The sequence below is a fragment of the Acinetobacter terrae genome (assembly GCF_002135195.1).
In the GTDB taxonomy this organism is placed as follows: domain Bacteria; phylum Pseudomonadota; class Gammaproteobacteria; order Pseudomonadales; family Moraxellaceae; genus Acinetobacter; species Acinetobacter terrae.
Genome location: NZ_NEGF01000001.1, coordinates 66,286 through 92,881, shown reverse-complemented (window position 1 = coordinate 92,881; position 26,596 = coordinate 66,286). Strand labels below are relative to the sequence as shown.

At 41.7% G+C, this 26,596-nt stretch carries 18 protein-coding genes and 4 tRNA genes; 9 read left to right on the top strand and 13 right to left on the bottom strand.

Features of this window, described 5'->3' with window-relative positions:
- Positions 1–39 precede the first annotated feature (39 nt).
- Both B9T23_RS00450 and B9T23_RS00445 read left to right on the top strand, forming a co-directional pair.
- Entirely contained in the window at positions 40–723 is a 684-nt protein-coding gene (locus tag B9T23_RS00450; protein WP_086192350.1) for a BON domain-containing protein, read from the top strand.
- Positions 713–1,600 carry an alpha/beta hydrolase gene (locus tag B9T23_RS00445; RefSeq protein WP_086192348.1) on the top strand — a complete coding sequence of 296 codons (888 nt, stop codon included), beginning with the start codon at positions 713–715 and terminating at the stop codon, positions 1,598–1,600. The genes B9T23_RS00450 and B9T23_RS00445 overlap by 11 nt, the downstream gene beginning before the upstream one ends.
- Position 1,601: 1 nt before the next feature.
- Here B9T23_RS00445 and nudC read toward each other — a convergent pair whose 3' ends face one another.
- The 3 genes from nudC to dnaQ form a co-directional block, all read right to left on the bottom strand.
- Entirely contained in the window at positions 1,602–2,375 is a 774-nt protein-coding gene (nudC, locus tag B9T23_RS00440) for an NAD(+) diphosphatase (protein ID WP_086192345.1), read from the bottom strand.
- Entirely contained in the window at positions 2,375–4,018 is a 1,644-nt protein-coding gene (locus tag B9T23_RS00435; protein WP_086192342.1) for a chemotaxis protein, read from the bottom strand. Before B9T23_RS00435 ends, nudC begins: the two co-directional genes overlap by 1 nt.
- Before the next feature lie 126 nt (positions 4,019–4,144).
- Positions 4,145–5,557, bottom strand: a complete 1,413-nt coding sequence (gene dnaQ, locus B9T23_RS00430) for a DNA polymerase III subunit epsilon (protein ID WP_086192340.1) — start codon at positions 5,555–5,557, stop codon at positions 4,145–4,147.
- Between the two features lie 218 nt (positions 5,558–5,775).
- Here dnaQ and B9T23_RS00425 point away from each other — a divergent pair, with 218 nt between their 5' ends.
- The 6 genes from B9T23_RS00425 to B9T23_RS00400 all read left to right on the top strand — a co-directional run bounded on the left by B9T23_RS00425 (position 5,776) and on the right by B9T23_RS00400 (position 15,962).
- A complete protein-coding gene (locus tag B9T23_RS00425; RefSeq protein WP_086192337.1) occupies positions 5,776–9,078 on the top strand; it encodes a lytic transglycosylase in 3,303 nt (1,100 codons plus the stop codon).
- 27 nt (positions 9,079–9,105) lie between these two features.
- Complete coding sequence (locus B9T23_RS00420) at positions 9,106–10,944, top strand: extracellular solute-binding protein (RefSeq protein WP_086192334.1); 1,839 nt, start codon at positions 9,106–9,108, stop codon at positions 10,942–10,944.
- Between the two features lie 31 nt (positions 10,945–10,975).
- A complete protein-coding gene (locus tag B9T23_RS00415) occupies positions 10,976–12,040 on the top strand; it encodes a microcin C ABC transporter permease YejB (protein WP_086192332.1) in 1,065 nt (354 codons plus the stop codon).
- Entirely contained in the window at positions 12,040–13,053 is a 1,014-nt protein-coding gene (locus B9T23_RS00410; protein ID WP_086192330.1) for an ABC transporter permease, read from the top strand. The genes B9T23_RS00415 and B9T23_RS00410 overlap by 1 nt, the downstream gene beginning before the upstream one ends.
- Positions 13,028–14,617: an ABC transporter ATP-binding protein gene (locus tag B9T23_RS00405; RefSeq protein ID WP_086192327.1), complete on the top strand. Its 1,590-nt coding sequence runs from the start codon at positions 13,028–13,030 to the stop codon at positions 14,615–14,617. The genes B9T23_RS00410 and B9T23_RS00405 overlap by 26 nt, the downstream gene beginning before the upstream one ends.
- Positions 14,618–14,717: 100 nt before the next feature.
- Positions 14,718–15,962: an NADH:flavin oxidoreductase/NADH oxidase family protein gene (locus B9T23_RS00400; protein ID WP_086192324.1), complete on the top strand. Its 1,245-nt coding sequence runs from the start codon at positions 14,718–14,720 to the stop codon at positions 15,960–15,962.
- A 271-nt stretch (positions 15,963–16,233) separates the two neighbouring features.
- Here B9T23_RS00400 and B9T23_RS00395 read toward each other — a convergent pair.
- The 9 genes from B9T23_RS00395 to pyrC form a co-directional block, all read right to left on the bottom strand.
- Positions 16,234–16,309: transfer RNA gene (locus B9T23_RS00395), tRNA-Glu, on the bottom strand.
- 12 nt (positions 16,310–16,321) lie between these two features.
- Positions 16,322–16,397: transfer RNA gene (locus B9T23_RS00390), tRNA-Glu, on the bottom strand.
- A 127-nt stretch (positions 16,398–16,524) separates the two neighbouring features.
- Positions 16,525–17,418 carry a hypothetical protein gene (locus tag B9T23_RS00385; protein WP_086192321.1) on the bottom strand — a complete coding sequence of 298 codons (894 nt, stop codon included), beginning with the start codon at positions 17,416–17,418 and terminating at the stop codon, positions 16,525–16,527.
- A gap of 80 nt (positions 17,419–17,498) precedes the next feature.
- Positions 17,499–18,917 (bottom strand): amino acid permease, encoded by a 1,419-nt coding sequence (locus B9T23_RS00380; protein ID WP_067724096.1) that lies wholly within the window; start codon positions 18,915–18,917, stop codon positions 17,499–17,501.
- A gap of 110 nt (positions 18,918–19,027) precedes the next feature.
- Positions 19,028–19,103: transfer RNA gene (locus tag B9T23_RS00375), tRNA-Glu, on the bottom strand.
- Between the two features lie 158 nt (positions 19,104–19,261).
- The gene (locus B9T23_RS00370; protein WP_086192319.1) at positions 19,262–20,686 is read right to left on the bottom strand and encodes an amino acid permease; all 1,425 of its coding nucleotides are present in this window, start codon (positions 20,684–20,686) and stop codon (positions 19,262–19,264) included.
- 697 nt (positions 20,687–21,383) lie between these two features.
- Positions 21,384–21,459, bottom strand: a tRNA-Glu gene (locus B9T23_RS00365).
- 20 nt (positions 21,460–21,479) lie between these two features.
- On the bottom strand, positions 21,480–22,139 hold the full coding sequence (rnt, locus tag B9T23_RS00360; protein ID WP_067724098.1) for a ribonuclease T: 660 nt from the start codon (positions 22,137–22,139) through the stop codon (positions 21,480–21,482).
- Positions 22,124–23,158: a dihydroorotase gene (pyrC, locus tag B9T23_RS00355; protein WP_086192838.1), complete on the bottom strand. Its 1,035-nt coding sequence runs from the start codon at positions 23,156–23,158 to the stop codon at positions 22,124–22,126. The genes rnt and pyrC overlap by 16 nt, the downstream gene beginning before the upstream one ends.
- A 154-nt stretch (positions 23,159–23,312) precedes the next feature.
- Here pyrC and B9T23_RS00350 point away from each other — a divergent pair, with 154 nt between their 5' ends.
- Positions 23,313–24,572 (top strand): GGDEF domain-containing protein, encoded by a 1,260-nt coding sequence (locus tag B9T23_RS00350; protein ID WP_086192316.1) that lies wholly within the window; start codon positions 23,313–23,315, stop codon positions 24,570–24,572.
- Positions 24,573–24,632: 60 nt separating this feature from the next.
- Here the strand turns inward: B9T23_RS00350 and argG are convergent, their stop codons facing one another.
- Positions 24,633–25,976 carry an argininosuccinate synthase gene (argG, locus tag B9T23_RS00345; protein ID WP_067724100.1) on the bottom strand — a complete coding sequence of 448 codons (1,344 nt, stop codon included), beginning with the start codon at positions 25,974–25,976 and terminating at the stop codon, positions 24,633–24,635.
- Between the last annotated feature and the right edge of the window lie 620 nt (positions 25,977–26,596).

The window sequence follows — 26,596 nt, the reverse complement described above, 5'->3', positions numbered from 1 at the left end:
TAAAATAGAATTGAAATTAACGATTAGGAGTCTTGCTGAGTGTTTAACCGTATTGCAATGACGTTACTGTGTGTAGCAAGTTTATCTGGTTGTGCAAGTTTCATCTCTGGTGGCACAGGATCAGCCCCAGTAGGAACAGAGAGTGGCGCCCGTTCACTTGGACAGGTGTTTATTGACTCTTCTATAGAACGTACCGCTAAAATTAATTTATATAAATTAGATGCACGATTTAAACAATCTCGTGTCAATATTGAAAGTTTTCATGGCAATGTCTTATTGACCGGCCAAGTGCCAGATGCACATTTAAAGCAGTTGGCTGAAGATAATGTGCGTGCCATGAGCGATGTCAAAACTGTACATAATTATATTAAAGTGGGTAACCAGATCGGTTATGCCACCATTATGCAAGATACCACGGTCACAGCGAACACGCGTGGGCTGGTTATGAAAGCCGTCGTGGTATCAGATAGTAAAGTCCGCATTCATACTGAAGATGGCATTTTATATGTGATGGGGCGTTTAAATAGTGCCGAGATTAAAGATCTGAATCAGGTGCTTGAGCAAGTCGGTAATGTCACTAAAATCATTACCCTGATTGATAATGTTGAACAATCACGTGCAGTAACTTCAAGTTTTAGCAGTCCTGTGGTGTATGCACAACCGATTGAACAAACGCCTGTAGCCATTGATCCTGACCAAGCTGAACCTACGAATGCTCAATAATGTAACTCAAGTGGTCAAAAAGAAACTGCAACAAAATGTCGCATTGGTGAAAATGTTTTACAAGGATTTTCGCCTTTACGATTTTGGTAGTTATGCCCTGAATCGTTTAACCCCTAAAAAAGGTTATTCGGTCGTTGAAAACATTGCTTATGGCTTAAGAGCACGACAACGCCTAGATATTTTTACTGCCGAAACTCCACGTGAACAGCGTCCCTTAATTGTATTTGTACATGGCGGGGCGTGGTTACATGGAGATAAAAAAGATTATCGCTTTGTTGGTGAAGCCTTTGCCAAAGAGGGTTATGACGTTGCGGTGATCAATTATCATCTGGCACCCGAACATGTATTCCCCAGTTATATTGATGACCTGAGTCTGGCATTAAACTATCTGACCCAGCATCAATCTAGACTGAATATTCGCACTGAAAAAATCGTGTTGATGGGGCATTCAGCCGGTGCATTTAATGTCATGTCGGCACTGTATCATCCAAAGCCGTATGCTTTGCACTGCCGTGCTCAAATTCAAGCGATTATTGGATTGTCTGGGCCTTATCATTTTGATTATAAAGATGATCCATTATGTGCAGATGCGTTTGATCAGAGCATCCCTTATCAACATGTGATGCCTTATTATTTTATTGAATCGAATACGGTGAAGCATTACCTGTTTTTAGCATCGAATGATCAAGTGGTAGGTCATAATAATTCAGAAGATTTGCATCGTATTTTGCAGGAAAAGGGCAATCATAGCCAAATGATCACCATTCCGGGGACAGGGCATGTTTCCATTATGGGATCGGTTTCGAGTTTGTTTAGTCGTTATTTCCAGACCAAGAAGCAAATTTTAGCGGTTTTGGATGAAGCCCTAAAACCTTAATTTATAACCATTCACGGGTGTCATCTGCAACAGGATGACCTTCGGTAATGTGTTTAATCATGGCATAAGCAATGCTGCCTTTAAACGGAATTTCGGGCAGTTGATCCAATTTAAAGAATTGAGCATCACTAATTTCTTCTTCTTGAAGCTTGATGTCGCCAGAAGCATATTCAGCGCGAAAAGCGAGCATTAAATTACTCGGAAAAGGCCAGGGCTGGCTGGCAAGATATTGCACATTTTTGACTTTTAATCCGACTTCCTCAAAGGTTTCACGGCGTACCGCCTCTTCTAAGGTTTCTCCAACTTCGACAAAACCGGCAATCAGTCCATACATATTGGTTTTGTTTTTTGCATTTTTAGCCAGCAGGATTTCGTCATCACCACGGGTAATTACGGTGATCACACAAGGTTGTACCCGAGGATATTGGTGATAACGACAAGCAGGGCAAATCATGGCATATTCAGTCGGATGTGCTTCCGTCTGATGTCCACAGTGACTACAGAATTTATGGTTTTTACGCCATTCCAAAAGTTGAATTGCGCGACTGGCATGCTCGAATTGCTTTGTATCCCAAAGCGTCAATAACTGACGGATAGGAACCAATTGTAAGCCTTGAGGAATAGGTTCGTCTTCGAGAAGATCACGGGCAACCACTTGATCACCCGTGTTGAAGTGAAGATCACTTGCCAAACGTTCTACTTGAGGCAGTTGAAAATTTTCATCCACTAACAGTTGATGTTGATGAAAGATATAAGCAAGTGATAATTCAGACATTAGGCAACAGTTTTCAGTTTTTCGCTACTTTGCAATGCTACATTAAACATCGACTGCAATACAGGTTGTTTGTATTTTAAATTGTCGATCATCATATCGGCACTGGCTAAAGTATCGAGGGTGTGATTGATTTGTTCAGCATTAATCACTGTTGAACTTTCGACTTGCTGCTGGATAAAGTTTGCTGCGGTTTTTAACGCGGTTTGACCTGCTTCAGCATTTAAGAACAACAGTGCACCACCAATTTCACGTAATTGGGTCGGCAAATTCTCTACAGTTGCCAGATTGCTGTCTTGCAAATATTGCATTAAAGTTTGGTTAGAAAGCTCAATTACCGCTTTAGTTTCATTGAGCAAAGCAGCATGGGCTTCGTCTAGACGGTCTAAAGAGATATTCATGTTATGCACACGAAGCTGTAAACGGCTTGAGGTGTGATGACGTTCCAGTACGCCAATTGAATTCATTGCAGATAGAATACAATTCATCAATTGCTGTGCAAAACCTTCATCTTTCAGCACTTCAGCACTGCTGAGCAAACTTGCCTGGCGCGACAAGTCATTAAAGGCTTCATTCAGATTTAACACTTTGAAAATATTAGCAAGACTGCTTAATTTATCTTGTAATTCCCGTGTTTTTTCCGGGGTCATATTTTGATAGTTGTATTCGATGTCATTACGAATTTGTGTCATTTCCGTGGTCACAAGTTCACTAATCGTATGCATGGTATCAAAATCGGGACCATAAAGATGGCGGCTGAATACCTGTAATTGCGTATCGGTCAGATGGTCTTCACCCAGATTCAGCTGGTTGCGGATATGTTGTGCAGTCTCATCTTCCTGGCTAATACACAAACTTAAAATATTGGCTAAATCGGCCAAGCTTGGTTTGAAACGATCCGGGGTGTTGAAATATTGCGCCATATTGCGTTCAATGCTGACTAATGTGCGTAAACGCGGATCATTCAGAAGCAAGTGGTCAATCTGGTCAAATGCAACATGCACCAGATTCCAATATTGCTTGCTTGGCGTATTTTCGGCAAGACCGGCTAAATATGCACCGACCAATTTAATCGCTTGAAGATCAAATTCTGTTTCTTCCTGCTTAATCAGCTTGTTTAAAGACAGTTTATACAAGCGATGCACATATTTAGATTTCTCTAAACTCTGTGCTTTAGGAAGCTTAAAATCAGGGGTAATGCTGTCAATTAATGACTCAATATGCTGACCTTCATGAGTAATTGGCTTACCCAATACAATTTCCAGACGATTCAGCGTATCGAGCAAGAATTGCGGAATCTTCACTTCACGTAAGCAAATAAATTCGATATAGCGCTTCATCATGGTGGTGCCTTCACTTAAGGCAATCACTTCTTGGGTGTTGATTTGCGCAGGATTCCCCATGATTTTACGCATTAACTCAGCAGAATATTGAGCGATTTTAGCCAAGCTTTGCATATCAATAAGCGCCAGTACTTGGGCACATTGCTCAAATTGATTCAGTGCATCATCAATACCAAAAGGTAACGTTTGATCTTCTGCTAAGCTGCTAACCGCTGATTCGACTAGTTTAATTGAGTTATCAACCTCATTTTTTATTATCAGCAATGCAGTTGGGTCAAAATGAATAGAGGTTTGGTAAGACATGTATCTGCACCTATCCTAGTGTTTTATCTGTTTATGAGCAGCCCATTAAAGGCGAAACTTCTTTACATTCAACTATAACTTAACTGTTAAATGTTTAAATACAAAAAACCACTAGAAATGTAGATTTTATTTCGCAAAAAGACAAGCTGTGCCATGTTTTTCTTCAAATTGTTTGACCCAGGTCTCATGTGCTTCAAGTTCCTGTTCTGAAGGTAAAATGACAGGAAGCTCGATTTGTACACTTAAACGTGCAGTCTGCGCCTCTTGTTGCTCACTCTCGGTCAAGGTATCCATGTCGAAGGAAACTTGACCACCGGTCATGGCTAAATAGACATCTGCCAGAATTTCAGCATCGAGTAATGCACCATGGAAAGTACGGTCTCGTTGTGGAATTTCATAACGGCGCACCAAAGCATCAAGGGAGTTTTTCTGCCCTGGATGTTTGCTTTTCGCCATGGCTAAGGTATCGGTAACCTCACACACCTCGGATAAAGCCACAAAGCCCGCACGTTTGAACTCCATGTTTAAGAAGTTCATGTCGAAGGTGGCGTTATGCGCAATAATTTCTGCGCCTTTTAAATATTCAAACAGCACATCGGCAATTTCTGCATAAACCGGTTTGTCTTGCAAAAAGGCATCTGAAATACCATGAATATTTTCAGAATCACCAACCGGTTTTTTCGGATTGATATAAATGTGAATGGAGCTACCGGTCAGTTTACGGTTCACCATTTCAAGCGCACCGACCTCAATAATCCGGTCAGTGTCCTGAAAATAGAAACCGGTGGTTTCGGTATCCAGAATTAGTTGGCGCGGACCATGAACTTGCTTGGTTCGCGGCGTAATTACAATATGTGGATGCTCTACATTTGATAGGGCAGGCACGATATCCTCTACAATTTCATCTTGAATTTCAGCTTCGTCATGCATATCTTCAGACCGAATCATTTCTTGTTCTAAATTTTCTAAAGCTTCCGTGTCATCCTGCACATCAGATTCCATTAAATCGAAACCAAAAGGATCATCTAGCAGCCAATCCTTTTCCACTTTTTTTTTATCTAAAACCACAGCTTCTGCTAATGGTTTTTCTGCTTTTGATGATGAATTTTTCATGTTGGCTAATGTTTGATCTGCACCCAGGTTGGCGAGTTGATCCGCCATTTCATTGCCAGGATGTCCAGAATGACCTCTAATCCAGTTCCATTCAATTTCGCGGCCTTGGCAGGTTGCATCCAGAAGTTTCCACAGGTCTGGATTTTTCACATCTTTCCAGTTTTTCTTTTTCCAGCCATGAATCCACTCGGTAATGCCTTGTTTCACATAATTGGAATCTGTCCAGATAATCAGTTTGGCATCGGTGGGGCAGAATTTAATGCCTTCAATTGCCGCGGTGAGTTCCATGCGGTTATTGGTGGTTTCAGGGACACCACCATACAGCTTATGCTCTTCGGACTCAGTAATGACATATGCACCCCAACCGCCTAAACCTGGATTGCCGCGACAAGCGCCATCGACATAGAGTGTGATTGTTTGAGCCATATAAACCAAATCCGAACGAGTGAGAGTTAAATTGAAGCATGTGAATGGTGTATTGTATAACGCAATTGCACTTTTGCAGTGTATAACATGCTTATTTTTTAATTTCTTGTAACATTTACAGTGAAATCGCGCTAAATTAATATCTTGTGTCGACGACATGCTTCACTACAATGGCATATCTAAAAAATAAATTTTATACGAGTTGTTTGGATTCCTTTATGTATAAACCAACCGCGATTTTGTGGCAGCCTTTATTACCCAATTTTTTTAAAATAACAGTATTGGGTTCAGCTTTAGCTGCGCTAGGTCTGACGGGTTGTTCCTCAAGCCAAAGTGCAACGCATGGATCAAAATCGAAGCTGGTGGGTTCTGCATATCTGGATGCCAACAGTCTGGACTCTTTAGAAGATCTACTCTCTGCAACAGATATGCGCGCGGTGGAAGGTGATCGGCTGCTCATTTTGAAACACGGTGATGTTTGGAAACGCATGACCGTGGGTTTTAAAATGGATCAAACCCATTGGGACTCTCGTATTGAAGCACAGCGTGGTTGGTTTATTTCACGTCAACCATATTTGGATCGTTTGAGTGCACGTGCTTCACGTTATCTTTATCACACTGTGAAAGAAGCAGAGCGTCGTGGCTTGCCGACTGAACTGGCTTTATTGCCGATTATTGAAAGTTCCTATGACCCTGCAGCAACCAGTAGTGCGGCAGCAGCAGGCATGTGGCAATTCATTCCAAGTACTGGACGTATTTATGGCCTGAAACAAACCAGTTTATACGATGGTCGCCGTGATGTGGTTGAATCGACGCGTGCAGCTTATGAGTTTTTAGGTGGCTTGTATAATCAGTTCGGTTCATGGGAGCTGGCTTTGGCGGCATACAATGCAGGCCCGGGACGTATCCAGCAAGCGATTAACCGCAATAAAGCAGCAGGTTTACCAACGGATTACTGGTCACTGAAACTGCCACAAGAAACCATGAACTATGTGCCACGTTTCTTGGCGGTTGCACAAATTATTAAAAATCCGGGTGCATACGGGGTGTCTTTACCTCCAATTGCCAACCGCCCACACTTTAGAGAAATATCTGTAGGGACTGTGAGTTTAAATGAAGTTGCCTCTATTACAGGCTTAAGCCGTGCAGAGCTATATCAATTAAATCCAGGACATCGTGGGGATTGGGTGGATAGTCAAAGCCCAATGAAGATTATTATTCCTGCGGATTTAAGTCCTTCTATTGATGCCCGACTTAAAAAGCTATCACCGAGTTCAGGTGGTTTATGGGCCAGCACTGCACAACCTTTTACGCCAGAAAGATCTAATCCGCCTGAATTAAATACTCAAGTGATTAATCCGGTAAAAAAAGCACCACCCGTATTAACCACAACAACTACAAAAACTGCTCAAGCTGTTGCAGCAGTAGCAGTTAAACCTGCCAATCCTGTGACCACAACACAAGCCTCAAATACGCGGCGTATATCTACGCCGCAAGGTTCGGCAGCGTTGGCATCATTTGCATCGAATAGCGATATCCCAAGTGCACCACGTATTCCAGTTGCGGTTACTCCAGTTGCCAATGTTAAACCTGTGACTGTTGAGCCACCATTATCTTCGGCTGAACGTGAACAAATTTTGGCTGCAGTAAAAGCTGAAGGTGCAAATAAAACAGTTGAGCAAGTGCTACAACCTGTAGCCAGCAAAGCTGAACAAGAGATAGTGGTTGCAGAACTTAAAGCCCTTGCACCGCAAGGCACAGAAATTACCGATCCATTTGACGGTAAAATTAAACTCACTGCGATTCAAACCAGTCAGTCTGTGGCAGAGCAACAAGGTAAAGAGCTGACCAAAGGTTTCTCTTATCCAAAAGGCGTAGCGGAAAATACCAAAGCCGATTCTGACGAAGCAAAACGTAACCAAGGCAAAAACTACGTTAAGACGGATTCAGAAGTTGTGGTTACACCACCTAAAGGTAAACGCAGTACCTATACCGTTCTTCCTGGCGATACCTTGGCGGTCATTGCCATGAAAAATGGTTTGAACTGGCGTGATGTGGCGAAGTGGAATCAGATCGATCCAAGCTCACCGCTGTACGTGGGAACTAGTATTTATCTATACGATGCGAAACCGCAAAGCACAGAAACGTCTGCAACAACGAAGGCAAAATCACAGCCTGAAACTTATGTGGTTCAAGCCAATGACAGTTTGACTGGGGTGGCTAGCCAGTTTGGTTTATCAGTTAAACAACTTGCGGATTACAATAATTTATCAGTCAGCAGCGGTTTGCGTGTTGGGCAAAAATTATCGTTAAAGGAAACTGCTCAAAGTAATTCCAATACTGCTGATCCCAAGACGAATAACGCACCATCCGCTGCTAAAGTGAAAACCAAGCCGTATGTGATCAAACGTGGCGAATATTTAAAACTGATTGCAGACCGTTATGCCTTGTCTAATCAAGAGTTGGCAGATTTAACCACGGGTTTAACTTCGGGTAGTAGCTTAATGGTGGGGCAAAAAATTAATGTTCCATTACATGAAGTTGAAAGCAAGCTAGAGACTAAGCAGGAAGAAAAAGCTACTTCTGTTAAAGCAGAAACAGCTGTTTCAGAACTCGCGTATAAAACTGAAAGCTATCGTATTCAACGTGGTGACACCTTATCCAGTATTGCTGCGCAGTCGAAGATTTCTTTAACTGAATTAGCCCAACTCAATAAATTATCCAATAGCAGTGGTTTACAAGTTGGTCAAACGATTAAAATTCCTGCAGGTTCAACTGTTCCTGAAAGTTATACGGTGCAATCCGGTGATAGCTTGTCGGCTATTTCGGCTAAATATGATTTAAGTATGGATTATATTGCCAATATCAACGGCATTAACCGTAATACAGGCTTACGTGTAGGACAGCGCTTAAAACTCAGTGGTGAAGCTGCACCTGCGGTTCAGGCTGTACATGAAACAGGAATGGATAAAACTGAAAAAGCAGTCAAAGGTGTGAAGCCAAGTATGCATGTGGTGAAATCGGGTGAAACTTTAACTTCGATTGCACGTCAGCATTACTTACAGCTTCAGTATTTGGCCGATCTCAATCAAATCAGTACTAACAGCACTGTACGTATCGGACAGCAGCTAAAAATTGGCTTACCGACTGAAATTGAAGCAAGAGCCAACAGTATTCGACCTGTCGTTGCAAGTCCTCTAAAAACTAAATCTTCATCTAAAAGCACTGATACCTATACAGTGAAACCGGGTGAGTCTTTAAATGCGATTGCCAATCGGGTAGGGGTATCGGTTGCTGAATTGGCCTCATTGAATGATCTCAATGCACGTGCAGGTTTGCGTGTCGGTCAGCAAATCATGGTGCCTAAAACAGTCACAGAGTACAAGATCAAACGCGGTGATACCTTGATTGGCTTGGCCAATCGCTATGGTTTGGATCGTGAAAAACTCGCTGAAATGAATGCGATTCAACCCAATACTCAATTGCGTATTGGTGATGTCATTAAAGTGCCGAACTTATAATAACGCAAAGACAGGGAGTCATTTTAGATGTCATTTGCTCTAGCAAAACGCTTGAGTTTTGCCTGCGGGCTTAGTCTTTTGACTCAAGGTCTGTGGGCTGCAGTGCAGACCACGCCTTATATCGCGGTACATAGCCAGCCAAAATACGCTGGCTTATCCGTCATGCCTTATGCAAATGCTAATGCTCCCAAAGGCGGTTATTTAAGTACTGCCAGTAATGGTACATTCGATAATCTGAACAGTATGAATGGCAAAGGCAGCTCAACAGAAGGTGTTGAGCATTTGTTTGATTCACTGATGTCGAATTCGCTGGATGAGCCGGGGGTGATGTATCCCTTGCTGGCGGAGAAAGTGACTTATGATCCCAAACAAACCAAATATGTCATTTTCCATTTAAATCCCAAAGCACGCTTTAGTGATGGCAGTGCGGTGACTGCCGAAGATGTGAAATTCAGTTTTGATGCTTATCAGACCAAGTCCAATCCGGGTTTGCAGATGTATTTGGCAGATCTGGATAAAACCGAAGTGTTATCCAGATCTGCAGTAAAGATGAGTTTCAAATCTGACAATAACGCTGAAATGCCGCTGATCTTGTCGCAAATGCCGATTTATTCAAAACACGATTGGCAGAACAGAGATTTCACCCGTGTCACCATGCAGCCGATTTTGGGTTCAGGACCGTATCTGATTGATCGAATTGATGCCGGTCGTAGTATTAGCTATAAACGTAACCCGAATTATTGGGGCAAAGATTTACCGGTCAATAAAGGACGTTATAACTTTGATCGTTTGAAGTATGTGTATTACCGCAGTTTGGACATTGCTTTTGAAGGATTTAAGTCGGGTCAATATACCCTGCATGAAGAGTTTACTGCGCGTAAATGGGTCACGGAATATCATTTTCCTGCGGTAAAAACAGGGATGGTGGTGAAATACAGATTCAAGCATCAGAATCCCATTCCGACACAAAGTTTTGTCTTTAATACCCGCCGTACACCTTTTCAAGACATCAAATTTCGCCAAGCCATCACTTATGCCTACGATTTTGAATGGCAAAACAAAGCCTTGTTTTATGGACAATATCGACGATTACAGAGTTATTTTGCCAATAGTGAACTTGAAGCGAAAGATGTTCCAAGCAATGCAGAACTGGCGATTTTAAAACCATATTTAGCCAAACTCAATCCGATTCAGCGTCAGGGTGTTTTGAAGGATTGGAAATATCCAGTCTCTGATGCCAGTGGTTTTAACCGCAATAATCTGCTGACTGCACGCCAGTTACTCATTAAGGCAGGCTATACCTTTAACAATGGTCGTTTGCTGGATACCAAAGGCAAGCCAATTCGGATTGAATTTCTGATTCATCAGGATGGTTTGCAACGCACGCTGATGCCGTTTATACGTAATATGAAACGTCTTGGTGTGGATGTTGCCATTCGTCATGTTGATGTGCCGCAGTACATTGAACGTATGCGCAGCAAGGACTTTGATATGACCACCAATGTGATGCCACAGTCCTTAAATCCAGGCAATGAACAGGCGCAGTTCTGGGGTAGTGTATCGGCAGATCAGCCGGGAAATTATAATTATGCCGGCATCAAAAACCCGGTAATTGATGAGGTGATTCAGCAGCTCATCCGTGCACCTGATCGCGAGCAACTGGTAATCAGAACCAAGGTGCTCGATCGTTTATTGCGTGCCGGTTATTATCAAATTCCGACCTATGGTAAAGGTGAAAACTGGTTTGCCTACTGGAATATGTATCATCAGCCCAAGGTGAAACCGAAACTTTCAACAGGGATTGACTATTGGTGGAGTGATGCGGAACAAGCCAAAAAAGTCACCCATTATTTAGGTCAACAATAAGCAATAGCAAGGCACAAGGAACGTCGTTTCGATGGGCATATATATACTAAAAAGACTGCTGCTGATTATTCCGACACTGTTTTTCATTTTATTGATTAACTTTGTGGTGATTCAAATTGCACCTGGAGGTCCAGTCGAGCAAGCGATTCAACAGGCGGAAGCTTTTCAAGGCATGGGAGCGACCGGCGGTGAAACCACGACGGCCAAAAGTAATTATCAGGGTGCAAAAGGCTTGAGCGAAGAAATGGTCGAGAAGATCAAAGCGCAATATGGTTTTGATCAGCCGGCACCTGAACGCTTTTGGATGATGCTGAAAAGTTATGTGACTTTTGATTTTGGCACCAGTTTTTTTAAAGATAAACCTGTGACCCAATTACTCTGGGAAAAAATGCCAGTGTCCTTGTCATTGGGACTCTGGAGTACTTTGCTGATTTATCTGGTCTCTATTCCTTTAGGCATTAAAAAAGCGCGTCAACATGGCATGCTGTTTGATAAATCCACCTCGATGTTATTGGCGATCGGTTATGCCGTGCCATCTTTTGTCTTTGCAGTTTTACTGATTGTATTTTTTGCTGGCGGATCCTATTTTCAGTGGTTCCCGCTACAGGGCTTGGTTTCAGAAAATTTTAGTGAACTGAGCGTATTGGGGAAAATTAAAGACTATTTCTGGCATATGACTTTGCCTTTGCTCGCGATGGTGATTGGCGGTTTTGCCAGTCTCACCTATTTAACCAAATATTCTTTTATGGAAGAATTAAATAAGCAGTATGTCCTAGCTGCACGTTCTAAAGGTTTAACCGAATCACGGGTGTTATACGGACATGTTTTCCGTAATGCGATGCTGATTGTCATTGCAGGTCTGCCTGAAGCCCTGATCGGTATTTTCTTTGTCGGCAACCTGTTTATTGAAATCATCTTCAATCTGGATGGTTTGGGCTTGCTGGGTTTTGAAGCCATTCAACAGCGCGATTATCCCGTGATTTTCGGGACATTGTTCCTGTTTACCTTACTGGGTTTGATTCTGCGTTTAATCAGTGATGTGCTGTATCAGGTGATTGACCCGCGCATTAATTTTGATTCGCGAGGTGCTGAATAATGTCACCTTTAATGCATGCACGCTTGAAACGTTTTAAGGAAAACAAGCTCGGTTTTGGCTGCTTAATCGTCTTTGCCTTGATCTTTTTTTTATCACTGGCTGCTGAATTGATTGCCAACGATAAACCGCTTTTGGTGAGCTACGATCATTCACTTTATGTACCGGTTTTAAAGTCTTATCCAGAAACGGCTTTTGGTGGGGTATTTGAAACCGAAGCCGATTATAAAGATCCTGTGGTACAGCAACTCATCAATAATAAAGGCTGGGCGATCTGGCCACTGATCAAATATTCCTATCAAACGCCTAATCTGGAACTGGCAGTTCCGGTACCTTCTGCACCGACCTCACAAAACTGGTTGGGTACCGATGACCAAGGGCGTGATGTATTGGCACGTATCCTCTATGGTTTACGCGTATCACTGCTATTTGGTTTTGCTTTGACCATTGCTTCAGCGCTGCTCGGAATCGCTGTAGGGGCGATTCAGGGCTATTATGGTGGATGGATCGATCTACTGGGTCAGCGCATTTTGGAGGTATGGGGTGGTTTGCCGATGTTATTTATGGTGATGATTCTGGTCAGCATGTTTACCCCAAACGTCTATTGGCTGTTTCTGATTATGCTGTTATTTGGCTGGACCACTTTGGTGGGATTGGTTCGCGCAGAATTTTTAAAGTCACGTAATCTGGATTATGTCCGTGCCGCACGCAGTCTGGGTGTGGAAGATCGAACCATTATGTTTCGGCATATCTTGCCCAATGCCATGAGTTCCAGTTTGTCGCAGTTACCTTTTATGTTAACGGCAAATATTACCGCACTGACTGCATTGGACTTTTTAGGTTACGGTTTACCGCCAGATGCTGCATCTTTGGGTGAATTATTATTACAAGGAAAATCCAACCTGAATTCGCCGTGGCTGGCACTTTCTGGCTTCTTTACCTTAGCCATTGTCTTATCTTTATTGATTTATATTGGGGAGGCGACACGTGATGCATTCGATCCAAGACGCCAATAATCCAGAAGCGGTATTAACTGTAGAACATCTTAATATTCAGCATCAACAACAGGTTTTGGTGGATGACCTGAACTTTAAGCTGCATGCAGGTGAAACCATTGCCATTGTGGGTGAAAGTGGTTCAGGTAAATCGATTAGTAGTCTGGCTGTGTTGGGGCTTTTACCGAGCACCTTAAAAATAAAAGGTCAGGCTTGGCTCGGGCAGCAAGACTTGTTGTCCTTGAAAGCTGAACAGCTTAGACAAGTTCGTGGCCATAAAATTGCCATGATTTTTCAGGAACCGATGACGGCTTTAAATCCCTTGCATCGGGTTGAAAAAATTATTGGCGAAACTTTATTGCTGCAAGGTTGGTCAAAGCAAAAGACTCAGGCACGCATTATCGAATTACTGAATGATGTCGGGATTAGCGAGCCTGAAGATAAATTACGCCGTTATCCACATGAGCTTTCTGGTGGACAGCGTCAACGCGTGATGATCGCCATGGCATTGGCCTTGGACCCGGATATTCTGATTGCAGATGAGCCAACCACTGCTTTAGATGTGACTTTACAGGCGCAAATCTTGCATCTGCTGAAATCATTACAACAAAGCCGAAATATGGCGATGATTCTGATCAGCCATGATTTAAATCTGGTACGTCGCTATGCCGATCAGGTGATTGTGATGAACAAAGGCATGGTGGAAGAACAGGGCAGTGTTGCCGAAATATTTAAAAACCCGAAACAAGCCTATACCCGAGATTTGCTGAATCATGATTTTGGTGAAGCGATTCAGATTACAGATGGACCAAATTTATTGGCTTTACACCATGTCGCGGTGAAGTTTCCAATCAAGCAAGGATTGTTAAATCGAGTCAAAGACTACTTTGTTGCGGTTGAACCCCTAGATTTAAAGTTGGCACAAGGTGAATCGATTGGCATCGTCGGTGAAAGTGGTTCTGGCAAAAGCTCGCTGGCTTTGGCGATTACCCGTTTAGTTAAAAGTGACGGTGAGATTGTTCTGTTGGGCACAGATTTAAACCAGTGTAATGAAAAGCAGTTAAGACCGTTGCGTGCCGAATTTCAGATCGTGTTTCAAGACCCGTTTAGCAGTTTAAACCCACGTTTAAATGTCGAGCAAACCATTGGCGAAGGATTAGGCTTAAAAAAACTGTCATCAGCTGAAATATCACAGCGGATTGATGAAGCTTTGGAAAAAGTCGAATTGCCGGTTTCTTTTCGAACCCGTTATCCGCATGAACTTTCGGGCGGGCAGCGTCAGCGTGTTGCATTAGCACGTGCACTGGTATTACGACCTAAGTTGCTTATTCTAGATGAACCTACCTCGGCATTAGACCGTACTACTCAGCGGGCGATTGTGAAGTTGTTAAGACGATTGCAGCAGGAACATCAGATCAGCTATTTATTTATCAGCCATGATCTACAAGTGGTAAAAGCACTGTGTCAGAAAGTTTTGGTGCTACGTCATGCACAGGTAATGGAATTTCAAAGCACTGAACAATTATTTTTAAATCCACAAACTGAATATACCCGACAATTGATCGAGGCAAGTCAGTATGTTTAAATTTACTGACATGTCATATTGTCAGAATAGTCATTGACGGATTGCAGAATAAGTTTAGGGTATTAAAGCTAAATAAATACAAATAAATCAGGATTGAAATATGAGCCATCTTGCTGAAGCAACCACCATTCGAAATACCCCCTTTAAAAATAGAATTATCAAAGCTGCGATGAGTGAAGCCTTGGCAAATGATGCGGGTCAGCCGAGCCAGTTACATTTTAATCTCTATGAAGCCTGGGCCAAAGGTGGCTTGGGCTGTGCCATTACCGGGAATGTAATGGTGGACTTCCGCGCCAAAAATGAACCGGGCGTGGTGGTGATTGAATCGGAACGTGATTTGGCTCAACTAAAGCAATGGGCAGAGCTGGGTAAACAACACGGCATGGTGCAACTGATTCAATTGTCCCATCCGGGTCGTCAGTGTCCTAAAGGATTAAACAAGGAAACCGTCGCACCGTCAGCTGTGCCTTTTTCTCCGATGCTTGCGACAACGTTTGGTACACCACGTGAATTACGTGAAGATGAGATTCTCGACATTATTCAGCGTTTTGCCACCTCTGCCCAAATCTGTGAAAAAGCCGGTTTTGAAGGCGTGCAGTTACACGGTGCACATGGTTATCTGATCAGCCAGTTCTTATCGCCCTTGACCAATAAACGTCAGGATCAATGGGGTGGCTCGATTGAAAATCGCATGCGCTTCCTGTTAGAGATTTATAAAGCGGTACGTGCGGTCACTTCGGCTCAATTTATCATTTCAGTGAAACTCAATTCAGCTGATTTCCAGCGTGGTGGAATTACCGAAGATGAAGTGGTTGCAGTATTTAAAGCCATTGATGAAGCTGGAATTGATTTAATTGAAATTTCAGGTGGAACTTACGAAGCTCCTGCAATGGCAGGCGCTAAAGCAGATAAACGTAAAGTCAGCACTATTGCCCGTGAAGCGTATTTCCTCGATTTTGCCGAGAAGATTCGTAAACAAGTGAAATGCCATTTAATGGTGACAGGCGGCTTCCGTACGGTAGAAGGGATGAATGCGGCACTCGACAGTGGCGCGTGTGAATTTATTGGCATTGCCCGTCCATTGGCGGTGGAAACGGATTTAACCGATCGTCTGATTGCAGGGCATAATGTTCGTTACGCAGTAGATAAAATTAAAACCGGTATTCCAATGGTCGATAAAATGGCGATTATGGAAATTATCTGGTATGCCGCGCAGTTTAAAGATATCGCGCAAGGCAAACGTCCCAATCCAAAACTCTCGCCACTGAAAGTTTTCTTTAAATATGCCAAAGGCAATATAACCGCAATTATTAAAGGGCAGATTAATTCACGTCGTAGTGCATAGCTTTTATTGCCACGCTTTAGACCAATAAGATAGAAATTCCGAAGCAGACCATTGTCTTTCTCTAAAGCACGTTGAAAGGCAGGTCTGTTTTTTTATGGGATATTTTTAGAGAGCATCATCTTTTTATAAAAAAATCAGAGAAAAATGGTGATAGTTTTACGATCTCAAAAGTACAAAACATAAAGCGATTTTAAATTTAAGAATCTTAAAAACAAAAAAGCCTGATTCATCATGATCAGGCTTTTTTGTTGAGATTTTTCAATCTCGAATGTGGCGACCCTACGGGGATTCGAACCCCGGTTACCGCCGTGAAAGGGCGATGTCCTAGGCCTCTAGACGATAGGGTCATCTATATAAATTGGCGTCCCCACGGGGATTCGAACCCCGGTTACCGCCGTGAAAGGGCGATGTCCTAGGCCTCTAGACGATGGGGACGTTTCAGAGGTGGGCGTATAATAGGGTGGATATTAAAAGCTGTCAAACCTTTTTCAGCGATAATCTTTAAAAACCCAATCAAGTGAATAAAAATAAAACAAATATGTGAAATATACTTTGAAATGCCCTATTTTTTACACTCTAAGGCATCTACGATGCTTTTGATGACAGCGGGGTGTTGTAAATAGCCGGTAATGCTGTGGGGATTATGAATGAGTGTGGTAATCATTTGGTTAATAATGGGGGGGTCGAAATCAAAAGGGGGTTCTGATAAGGGGAAAGCTGTTAAAAAGTCTTCAGGTGAATAGAAGTTGAACCAATCTCCTTGGAGCTGGGGTGGTCTGGAAATGGGGGTGATGAGTTTTTCCTGTATGACTTTAAAAGCCAGAGGGGAACCTAATGTAATAAAGCGCTGGATTCTAAAATTTGTGAATTGATGCAGCAGGTTGTAGGTAATCACAGATCCTAATGAATGCGCCACGATAATATGATCTAATTCCGGACGAAGGTAAGACATGATTCTGTGGTGAACTTCATGCATGAAATCTGGATTGGAGAGGTATAAGTAAGTTTCGATGAGGAATTTATGAATCAGGGTTTCATGCAATTTGGGATAATGATTTAGGAACAGGGACAATTCCCTGAATGCATGGTCTTTGGTGAGTGCCGAAATAACAGATAAGCGCTGAGTAAACGATTCAGAATGTTCTGGATTAAATGTAGGCAATGCGTGGATGCATGGTTGATGTTCTTGGACAATACAGCTGCTATGTCCCAAGTGAAAGGGAAGGTGCAGATGTGCGATTGATTTTGGTAAAAATATTTGTAAATCCAAGCTGTTATATAAGTGATGTTTACTGAGTAAATCACCATAAAAAGGAAACCGGATCTCCAGGGATTTTAGCTCAATATCGAGATGTGAATTATTTAAACCGGACTGAAATGCAGTTAACCAATGTTGTTTTAATGAATTTGCATCATAGTTTTGTTGATTCATACCGTGAATAAAAATGATTTTCATGCCGGATCAGATTTTTATAGATGTCATTGACTTGATTTAGCTTAAAAAAAAGAGTGGTACTTGACCACTCCTTTTATGTGTTAGTTTTGCTTTCGATAGAAAACATAGTAACTAAGATAACAAGCTGCAATAAAGATTAAACAACCAATAAAGCCCGGTAGCATTTCAGGGTCAGTTGCCATACTGATACAGGTAATAAAACAGAATACAAAGCCTAAGATCGGCACGATTGGAAACAAAGGTGCGGCAAAGCCCAATTCTTTTGCAGTATGACCTGCTTTATACCATTGACGACGGAAATTGAACTGGCTCAAGCAAATGCTCATCCAAACCACAACCATGGTAAATGCAGCTACACCTAGCAAGTTTTTGAAGATGGTTTCAGGTGCAAATTGTTCTGACAGTAAACCGGGTAAGGCACCCAGCATGGTGACCATAATCGCAATAAATGGAATACCACGATGGTTTACTTTAGAGAATACAGCAGGTAATTGTTTTTTATCAGATAAAGACCACATCATACGTGAAGCGGCATATAAACCTGAATTGGCTGCAGATAACAGCGCGGTGATAATCACAAAGCGGATAATATCTTCCGCATGTGGAATACCGATATAGGTAAATACCGTCACAAACGGACTGCTACTTACGCCTTCAGCACCTAAGCCTGCCATCTGGTGTGGTAATAGCGCACTAATCACGACAATTGTTCCGACAAAGAAGATTAACAATCGCCAGATCGCTGCATTGATCGCTTTAGGTACATTCTTGGCTGGATCTTTGGTTTCACCGGCAGCAACACCGATCAGTTCTGTACCCGAGAAGGCGAAGTTCACAATCAGCATGGTTGCAAAAATAGGGAACAAGCCTTGAGGGAACCAACCTTGAGCGGTCAGGTTGCTGAATAAAGGCGCAGAAGAGTGACCTTGGAAAGAAAGAATTCCAAAGATTGCCAATAGACCTAAAATGATAAAGCTGATTACTGTGATCACTTTGATTAGAGATAGCCAAAATTCAGACTCTGCAAATAACTTTGTTGAACTCATATTGAGTCCAAAAACAATCGCTGCAAAAACAATAGTCCAGATCCAGACTGAAATTTGAGGAAACCATTCCTGCATCAGCAAGGCCGCAGCAGTAAATTCGGTTCCCAGGGTGGCAGTCCAGGTAAGCCAATACAACCAGGTAATCATATAGCCGGTACCCGGACCAATGTATCTGCGTGCATATGTACCAAAAGAACCCGATTCGGGCATATGCACCGCAAGCTCGCCTAGACAAAGCATTACAGCATAGGCAATTAAACCACCTAGTACATAGGAGATGATGGCACCTACAGGCCCCGTTTGTGCAATGACTTCACCCGAACCTAAAAACAAACCTGTTCCGATTGCGCCACCAAGCGAAATCATGACCAAGTGTCGAGTACTCATAGCGCGTTTTAAAGGCGCAGAATTGCCCTGATGCGAAGCATCATTCGGAGTATGAGATGACTGCATAAGAGAAAAATAAAAAGATAAATGAAGCGAGCTATTGTAGTGAAAAACTACAAATCTGCAATGTAATAATGAGATGTATTGAAGCTTGAATGATCGTATGGAACGATATATGGCGACCCTACGGGGATTCGAACCCCGGTTACCGCCGTGAAAGGGCGATGTCCTAGGCCTCTAGACGATAGGGTCGTTAGGAGGTGATGCGTATATTATGGATTTTTAATGAGGCTGTCAAACCTGTAATTGCATTATTTTTAAAATATTGAATTGATTGCATAAAAAATAACAAATTCGAATTAAAAAAGCGCAGTTTTAAACTGCGCTTCATTCATTTTAAAATTGAGGGACTAATTTTTATGGTGGTATAACCAGTAATAACTGGCATAGCAGCCTGCCATAAACAGGAGGCAGCCAATAAAACCAGAGATCATTTCAGGGTCCGCAGCCATACTTAAACCGGTTGCCGTACAGCATACAAAACCGAGAATTGGTACAAGCGGGAACCACGGGGTACGGAATTTAAGTTCTGCAACGCTATGACCTTGTTTAAGCCATTGGCGACGGAAATTAAACTGACTCCAGCAGATACTCATCCAGACAATGACCATGGTAAATGCAGCAACACCGAGCAAGTTTTTAAAGATGACATCTGCACCAAATTGTTCTGAAAGCAGGCCCGGCAACCCACCAATCATGGTCACCAATACTGCCAATACAGGAATGCCTGATTTACTGACTTTGGCAAATACACGAGGCAGCTGGTTTTGTGCAGCTAAAGCCCACATCATACGGGAAGCGGCATACAGTCCAGAGTTTGCAGTTGAGAGTAATGCAGTAATAATCACAAAACGTATGATATCAACCGCATAAGGAATGCCCATTAAGTTAAACACGGATACAAATGGACTGCTACTTAAGCCATGACCTGCATTGAGTCCTGCATCTTGATAAGGAAGTAGTGAGCTAATCACGATAATTGTTCCCACAAAGAAAATGATTAAGCGCCAAACAGCCGCATGAATGGCTTTGGGTACATTTTTCTCCGGATTTTCGGTTTCGCCAGCCGCGATCCCAATCATTTCTGTACCATTAAATGCAAAATTGACAATCAGCATGGTGGCAAAAATAGGGAAGATGCCGTTGGGTAACCAGCCATGTTCGGTTAAATTTGCAAAGAGTGGGGCAGATTCATAACCTTGAAAAGGAATAAAACCAAAAATAGCGCCAAAACCTAAAACAATGAAAACCAGAACTGTCGCCACTTTAATCATTGAAAGCCAAAATTCAGATTCGGCAAAAGTTCGGGTGGAACTCAAATTGGACAGCAGAACCCCGCTGGCGAAAATCAGCGTCCAGATCCAGATTGAGGTGCTTGGAAACCATTCCTGCATCAGTAAGGCAGCGGCAGTGAATTCAGTCCCTAAAGTCGCTGACCAGCCGAGCCAGTACATCCAGGACACCATATAGCCTGTACCGGGGCCAATATAATTGGATGCAAATGCACCGAATGAGCCGGATACAGGTAAATGTACTGCAAGCTCGCCTAAGCAAAGCATAACCATGTAGGCAATTAAACCACCAATAATATAGGCGATGACTGCACCCAGTGGACCTGCTTGTGAAATGACTTCACCAGAACCCAGAAATAAACCGGTACCAATTGCACCACCGAGGGAGAGCATGATGAGATGACGCTTGGTCATGGCTCTTTTTAACGAGCTGGTTTGCCCCTCAGCAGCTGGATGCTGCGAAGGTTGTATAGGAGATTGCATAATTTAGAAAAAGAGTTGAAAGAATTATTTTAATTGGTGATTGGATGAATATTCATATAAATCGTTTTTTTCTGACTCATTACTAAATTTAATAAGAAAACTAGATGAATGAAAAGAATAACTTAAATCATCTTCTAGTGATCTGGTGTCTGGTATTTTTGTGATTGTTCTTGTGCCGGTATTTGTTTAGGGGCTGCAGAGGGAGATTCTTTGGTAGGCTCTGCATCTTTGCTGGCAAGATAAATATATACAGCTGAAGGCAGGAGAATCATTAAAACAATAAAAACTTTTTTCAACATCATGGAGGCAGTATTGAGTGGGAGGCTTAACGTTAGCATGCAAACTGATATAAAAAAAGAGCACCGAAGTGCTCAGGAGTTAAACTTTTAAGATTAGAAATTAAAAGTAATATCAACAATAAATTGGCGGTCGATTTTGGAATTTGTGATTCAATTATTATTTACAAGTTATGACGATTTTTTCACATTGTTGACTATCCGCTTAAATATGCGAGTCAAGTCTTTAGCAATTGGAATATGGCTTCAAGAGTTAAAATAAAATGACAGCTATTTTAATCAAATACTTTAATAGAAATTAAAATAATCAATAAGATAGATAGGGGTATTTAGCAATATAGCGAAATCTAAAGAATAGAATGCTTTTAAGAAATTGAATTAAAGCGAGGAAAAGTAATAAATGGCGTCCCTACGGGGATTCGAACCCCGGTTACCGCCGTGAAAGGGCGATGTCCTAGGCCTCTAGACGATAGGGACGTTTAGAAGATGGCGGTATCTTATTGATCCGCCACCAGAGTGTCAAGTAGGTGAGGTGCGAGTTTGTTCAAAATATAGCAAAACAGTTCTGCAGTTTTTTGAGTGTCGTATAAAGCAGAGTGTGCTTCTTTACCATCGAACTCAATTCCAGCGTGAATACACGATTTTGCCAGTACGGTTTGACCAAACATGACTGCACTTAAAGTCACGGTATCGAACACCGAAAAACTGTGGAATGGATTTTGATTTTTAGTTCCGGTACGCGCAATGGCTGCTTGTACAAAACCGAGATCGAAATGCGCATTATGACCGACTAAAACTGCATGGGTACAATTCTGCTGGCGACGAACTTCATTTACAGATTTAAAAATACGTTTTAAGGCACTTTTTTCATCTTCAGCCATAGCCATACGCATCGGATTAAAGGGATCAACTCCAATAAAATCGAGTGAGCGGCGGTCTAAATTAGCCCCTTCAAAAGGGTTAATATGTGCGTGATGGGCTTCGCCTGGCACAAATTGACCTTCTTCGTTATAAATGATGGGGATTGCTGCAATTTCCAATAAGGCATCAGTCTGTGAGTTAAAACCTGCTGTCTCGACATCGACAACAACAGGTAAAAATCCACGGAAACGTTGACCAATTATTGGTTGGGTTTCATCTGTCACACTTTTCTCCATTGGATGGTATTACCCGCATATAGGGGGATAATTTTTTCACCATCCAAGTAGTCTAAACTTGTCGGAATAACTTGCTCTTCTTTAACCAAAGTAATGGTGCTGGTATTACGCGGCAAACCATAGAAGTCAGCACCAAAGTGGCTGGCAAAACCTTCCAGGCGGTCAATTTTACCGACTTGGTCAAAAGCTTGAGCATATAATTCAATTGCGGTAGGCGCACTATAACAACCCGCACAGCCACATGCATTTTCTTTGGCATTTTTTGAATGCGGCGCGCTGTCTGTACCCAAGAAAAACTTAGGATTAGAGCTGGTCGCCACTTCAAGTAAAGTTTGCTGATGGGTTTGACGTTTCAAAATCGGCAAACAATAAAAATGCGGCTTCACGCCACCGACTAGCATATCATTACGATTAAACAATAAATGCTGCGGGGTAATGGTCGCAGCAACATTGCGGTCTTGTTCGAGTACAAAATGCGCAGCTTCACTGGTGGTGATATGTTCTAGCACCAGTTTAAGCTTAGGGAACTGTTTTAATAGCGGAGAAAGCACTTCATCTAGGAAGCGTTTTTCACGATCAAAAATATCGACATGGTTATGAGTGACTTCACCATGAAGCAATAAAGGCACTTGATGCTCTTCAAGTTGTTCGATCACGGCATAGACTTTACGAATATCGCTGACACCATTATCTGAATTTGTCGTTGCACCAGCAGGGTATAGCTTGATGGCATTTACATGCTCAGATTCTTTAATTTTTTTAACTTCACTCGGTTGGGTGAAGTCGGTAAAGTAAAGCACCATACGTGGGTCAAATGAGAGACCTTCAGGTACATGCGCCAAAATACGCTCACGATAAGCAATCGCTTCTTCAACTGTTTTCACAGGAGGAACAGTATTTGGCATACAGATTGCGCGCGCAAACTGTTTGGCTAAATCGGGAACCGTACGTTTTAAAGCAAGACCATCACGAAGGTGAGCATGCCAATCATCTGGCTGGAGGAGAGTGATTGTATTCAAGGCCATTTCAATCGAAGAAATAAAACAAATGATAATCTATAAAGTGTGAAAATGGTAACGAGAATTAAAGACAAATGGTGATATATATTTAAATATTAATAATAAAATTGTGTTACTTTTAAGTAACTAAAAAATAACTACATAATGCTTGCGAATGGAATACAAGTATAATCTGGCTAAATTACAGTACGATAAAGAAAAAGTAGAAGAACTGATTACGCAGCAAAGTCGCCGTGTAGGACAAGTTTTTCCAAAAAAATTAGAACAGGAATTTTGGTCTAAAAATTTAGAACGCGCGCGTAAACATATTGAAAAATACCTCTGGGGTGGTGTTTTAAGCTATTTTGTTTTTATGGTGGTCATGATTCCAAGTGACTACTGGATTATCGACCAGCAATATTTCGTCCATGATTTCATGCAAACCATGTTCGCACTGGTGAATGGCGGTTTATGTTTGCTGGCTTTATTCTTCTTTGCTTATTTCCCTAAACTGCGTCCATATTTTGCCCATGCTGCGATGGTACTCAAGTTTTGGGCCATTGTTTCCATGTCCTGGTTGACCATGACGGTTGAAACGGTTGAGCTACAGCATCAAGCCATGGCTATATTATGTATTATTTATATTCTTGGCTATATTCTTACTGGGGTAAAACCATTTCACATGTTGGTGACAGGCGTCTTGGCAGCAATGTTCACAATTGTGCTATTTTTAGGGCTGCATGTTGATTTTGATGCGATGGTACTGGGTCGTATTCTCACTGGAAGCTGTGTACTAGGTTATGTCATTAGTCATATGATTTTTGCACGTGAGCGGATGATTTATTTGTATTCGATGCGGGCCAGAATTAGTGAAAAAATTCACCGTATTCACAATTCAGAATTACTGCATCTGAGTCAGCACGATGAACTGACTAAAATTTCAAATCGCCGTACTTTCGATGAAATGATGGAGGTTTTTTATCAGCAAACTCGTCTAGACCACACCTCTTTATCCATTTTGTTTATAGATGTAGATTTCTTTAAAAACTATAACGATTTTTATGGTCATCAAAAAGGTGATGATGTCATTTTTTCCATTGCTAAATCTATTAAAGGCGCCATTCGGCATATGGATTTTGTTGCGCGTTATGGTGGCGAAGAATTTGTGGTGTTATTGCCTGAAACAGATGCACATGGTGCATATGCGGTTGCATCAAATATTTTTAAGGCGATAGAGCGTCTGGAAATTCCACATGCTAAATCGTCGGTGTCGAGCTATGTCACGATTAGTTTAGGGATTACGGTCTATCGTGGAGAAAATGAACTCAGCAAAGAAGAGTTGCTCAAAATTGCCGATCAAGCTTTATATCGGGCTAAACAGCTTGGGCGAAACCAGATTTATTATCAGTCTATTCGTGCGTCAAATATTGCTTAAAGACTCAAAATTCAGCCATAAAAAAACCGCCATTTAGGCGGTTTTTGACATAAAACAAACTTATTTGTTTTTGTCTTTTAATTGAGGTACTGCAGAACCTGTACCTACAGCAAGAAGACCTGCGTTGGTATAGATGCCAAGTTTCGCACGTGTATCTGTAATATCCAGGTTACGCATGGTTAACTGACCAATACGGTCCATAGGCGTAAACATAGAATCACCTTTCTCCATCGTCAAACGCTCAGCTTCATAAGTGAGATTTTCAGATTCAGTGTTCATGATGGTGAAGTCATTACCACGACGAAGTTCTAAAGTTACTGTACCAGTAATTGCTTTAGCAACCCAACGTTGAGCAGTTTCACGAAGCATTAATGCTTGAGAATCGAACCAGCGACCTTGGTACAATAAACGACCTAAACGCAAACCGTTGATACGGTATTGTTCAATGGTGTCTTCGTTATGAATACCGGTTACAAGGCGTTCGTAAGTGATATGAAGAAGAGCCATACCCGGTGCTTCATAGATACCACGAGATTTCGCTTCGATGATACGGTTTTCGATTTGATCCGACATGCCTAGACCATGACGACCACCGATACGGTTTGCTTCAAGAATCAATTCAACCGGATTGTCAAAACGTTGGCCGTTCAATGCAACTGGCGTACCTTCTTCGAAAGTCACAGATACAAGTTCAGGTTTAACCTCAACTTCTTCTTTCCAGAATGCAACGCCCATGATTGGGTCTACGATTTTGATACCCGCATCAAGATACTCAAGATCTTTCGCTTCGTGAGTCGCACCCAACATGTTTGAGTCAGTTGAGTATGCTTTCTCTTTTGACATTTTATAGTCAAAACCGTTGTCGATTAAGAATTGCGACATTTCGGCACGACCACCTAATTCATCAATAAACGTTTGGTCTAACCAAGGTTTATAGATTTTAAGGTTTGGGTTAGTCAGCAAACCATAACGGTAGAAACGTTCAATGTCGTTACCCTTATAAGTTGAACCGTCACCCCAGATGTTTACGTCGTCTTCTTTCATTGCGGTAACAAGCATGGTACCTGTTACTGCACGACCCAATGGAGTCGTATTGAAATAAGGAACACCGCCAGTGCTAATGTGAAAAGCGCCACATTGAATAGCAGCAATACCTTCAAGCGCAAGTTGTAAACGGCAGTCAACTAAACGAGCTTTTACTGCGCCATAAGCTTCAGCTTTTTTAGGAATCGCATCGTAGTCTTCTTCATCTGGCTGGCCCAAGTTTGCTGTATAAGCATAAGGTTCAGCACCTTTTTGTTTCATCCACAATAAAGCAGCTGAAGTATCAAGGCCACCAGAGAAGGCAATCCCGACTTTTTTGCCTACTGGTACATTCTGCAAGATAGTTGCATTGTCAGTCATTGTAAGTCCTAACGATATAAAATAGGCACCACGATAATTGGTAGCCGAGGAGAATCTATAGTTGCCTCAATTATAGCACTTTTAGGAAAAAGATTTTTCGTAAAAATAAACAATCAAAAAAAATATCTACAATTTTTAAAGTGATAGATCTTTGGAAGTTGATCAACGATTTAATTTGATTATAAAGAAGGGAAATAGAGCAAAATAAATACGCAAAATATGTCATTGATTAGATTCTATAGCTCTGACCGTGTGTGGGATCTTTGGCCGTTAGAAAATAACTTTTGTTTGAATATTTAATGAAAAATTAAAAGTGGATTAAATAAAACAAACCGTACTCTATTTATACTCAGAGACATCAAAAAATCACATATGTGGGAAAGGTAGGTTTATGCATACTGTTATGCGATGCATTCATCTGAAATTTAATGATGGATAGAATTCATTTGATCTGAATTATTCTTGTTACTGTAAAAGTAATTTTGATTTTGAGATTAAATTTTTTTAATTAAATTATTGATTTTAAGTATATTATTTAAATATAGAAGTTAAATTTAAAAACCAAATGAAAAATGATTAAGTCTAAAGTTGTGTTTAATCGTAATAGTAAATGTCTCTAT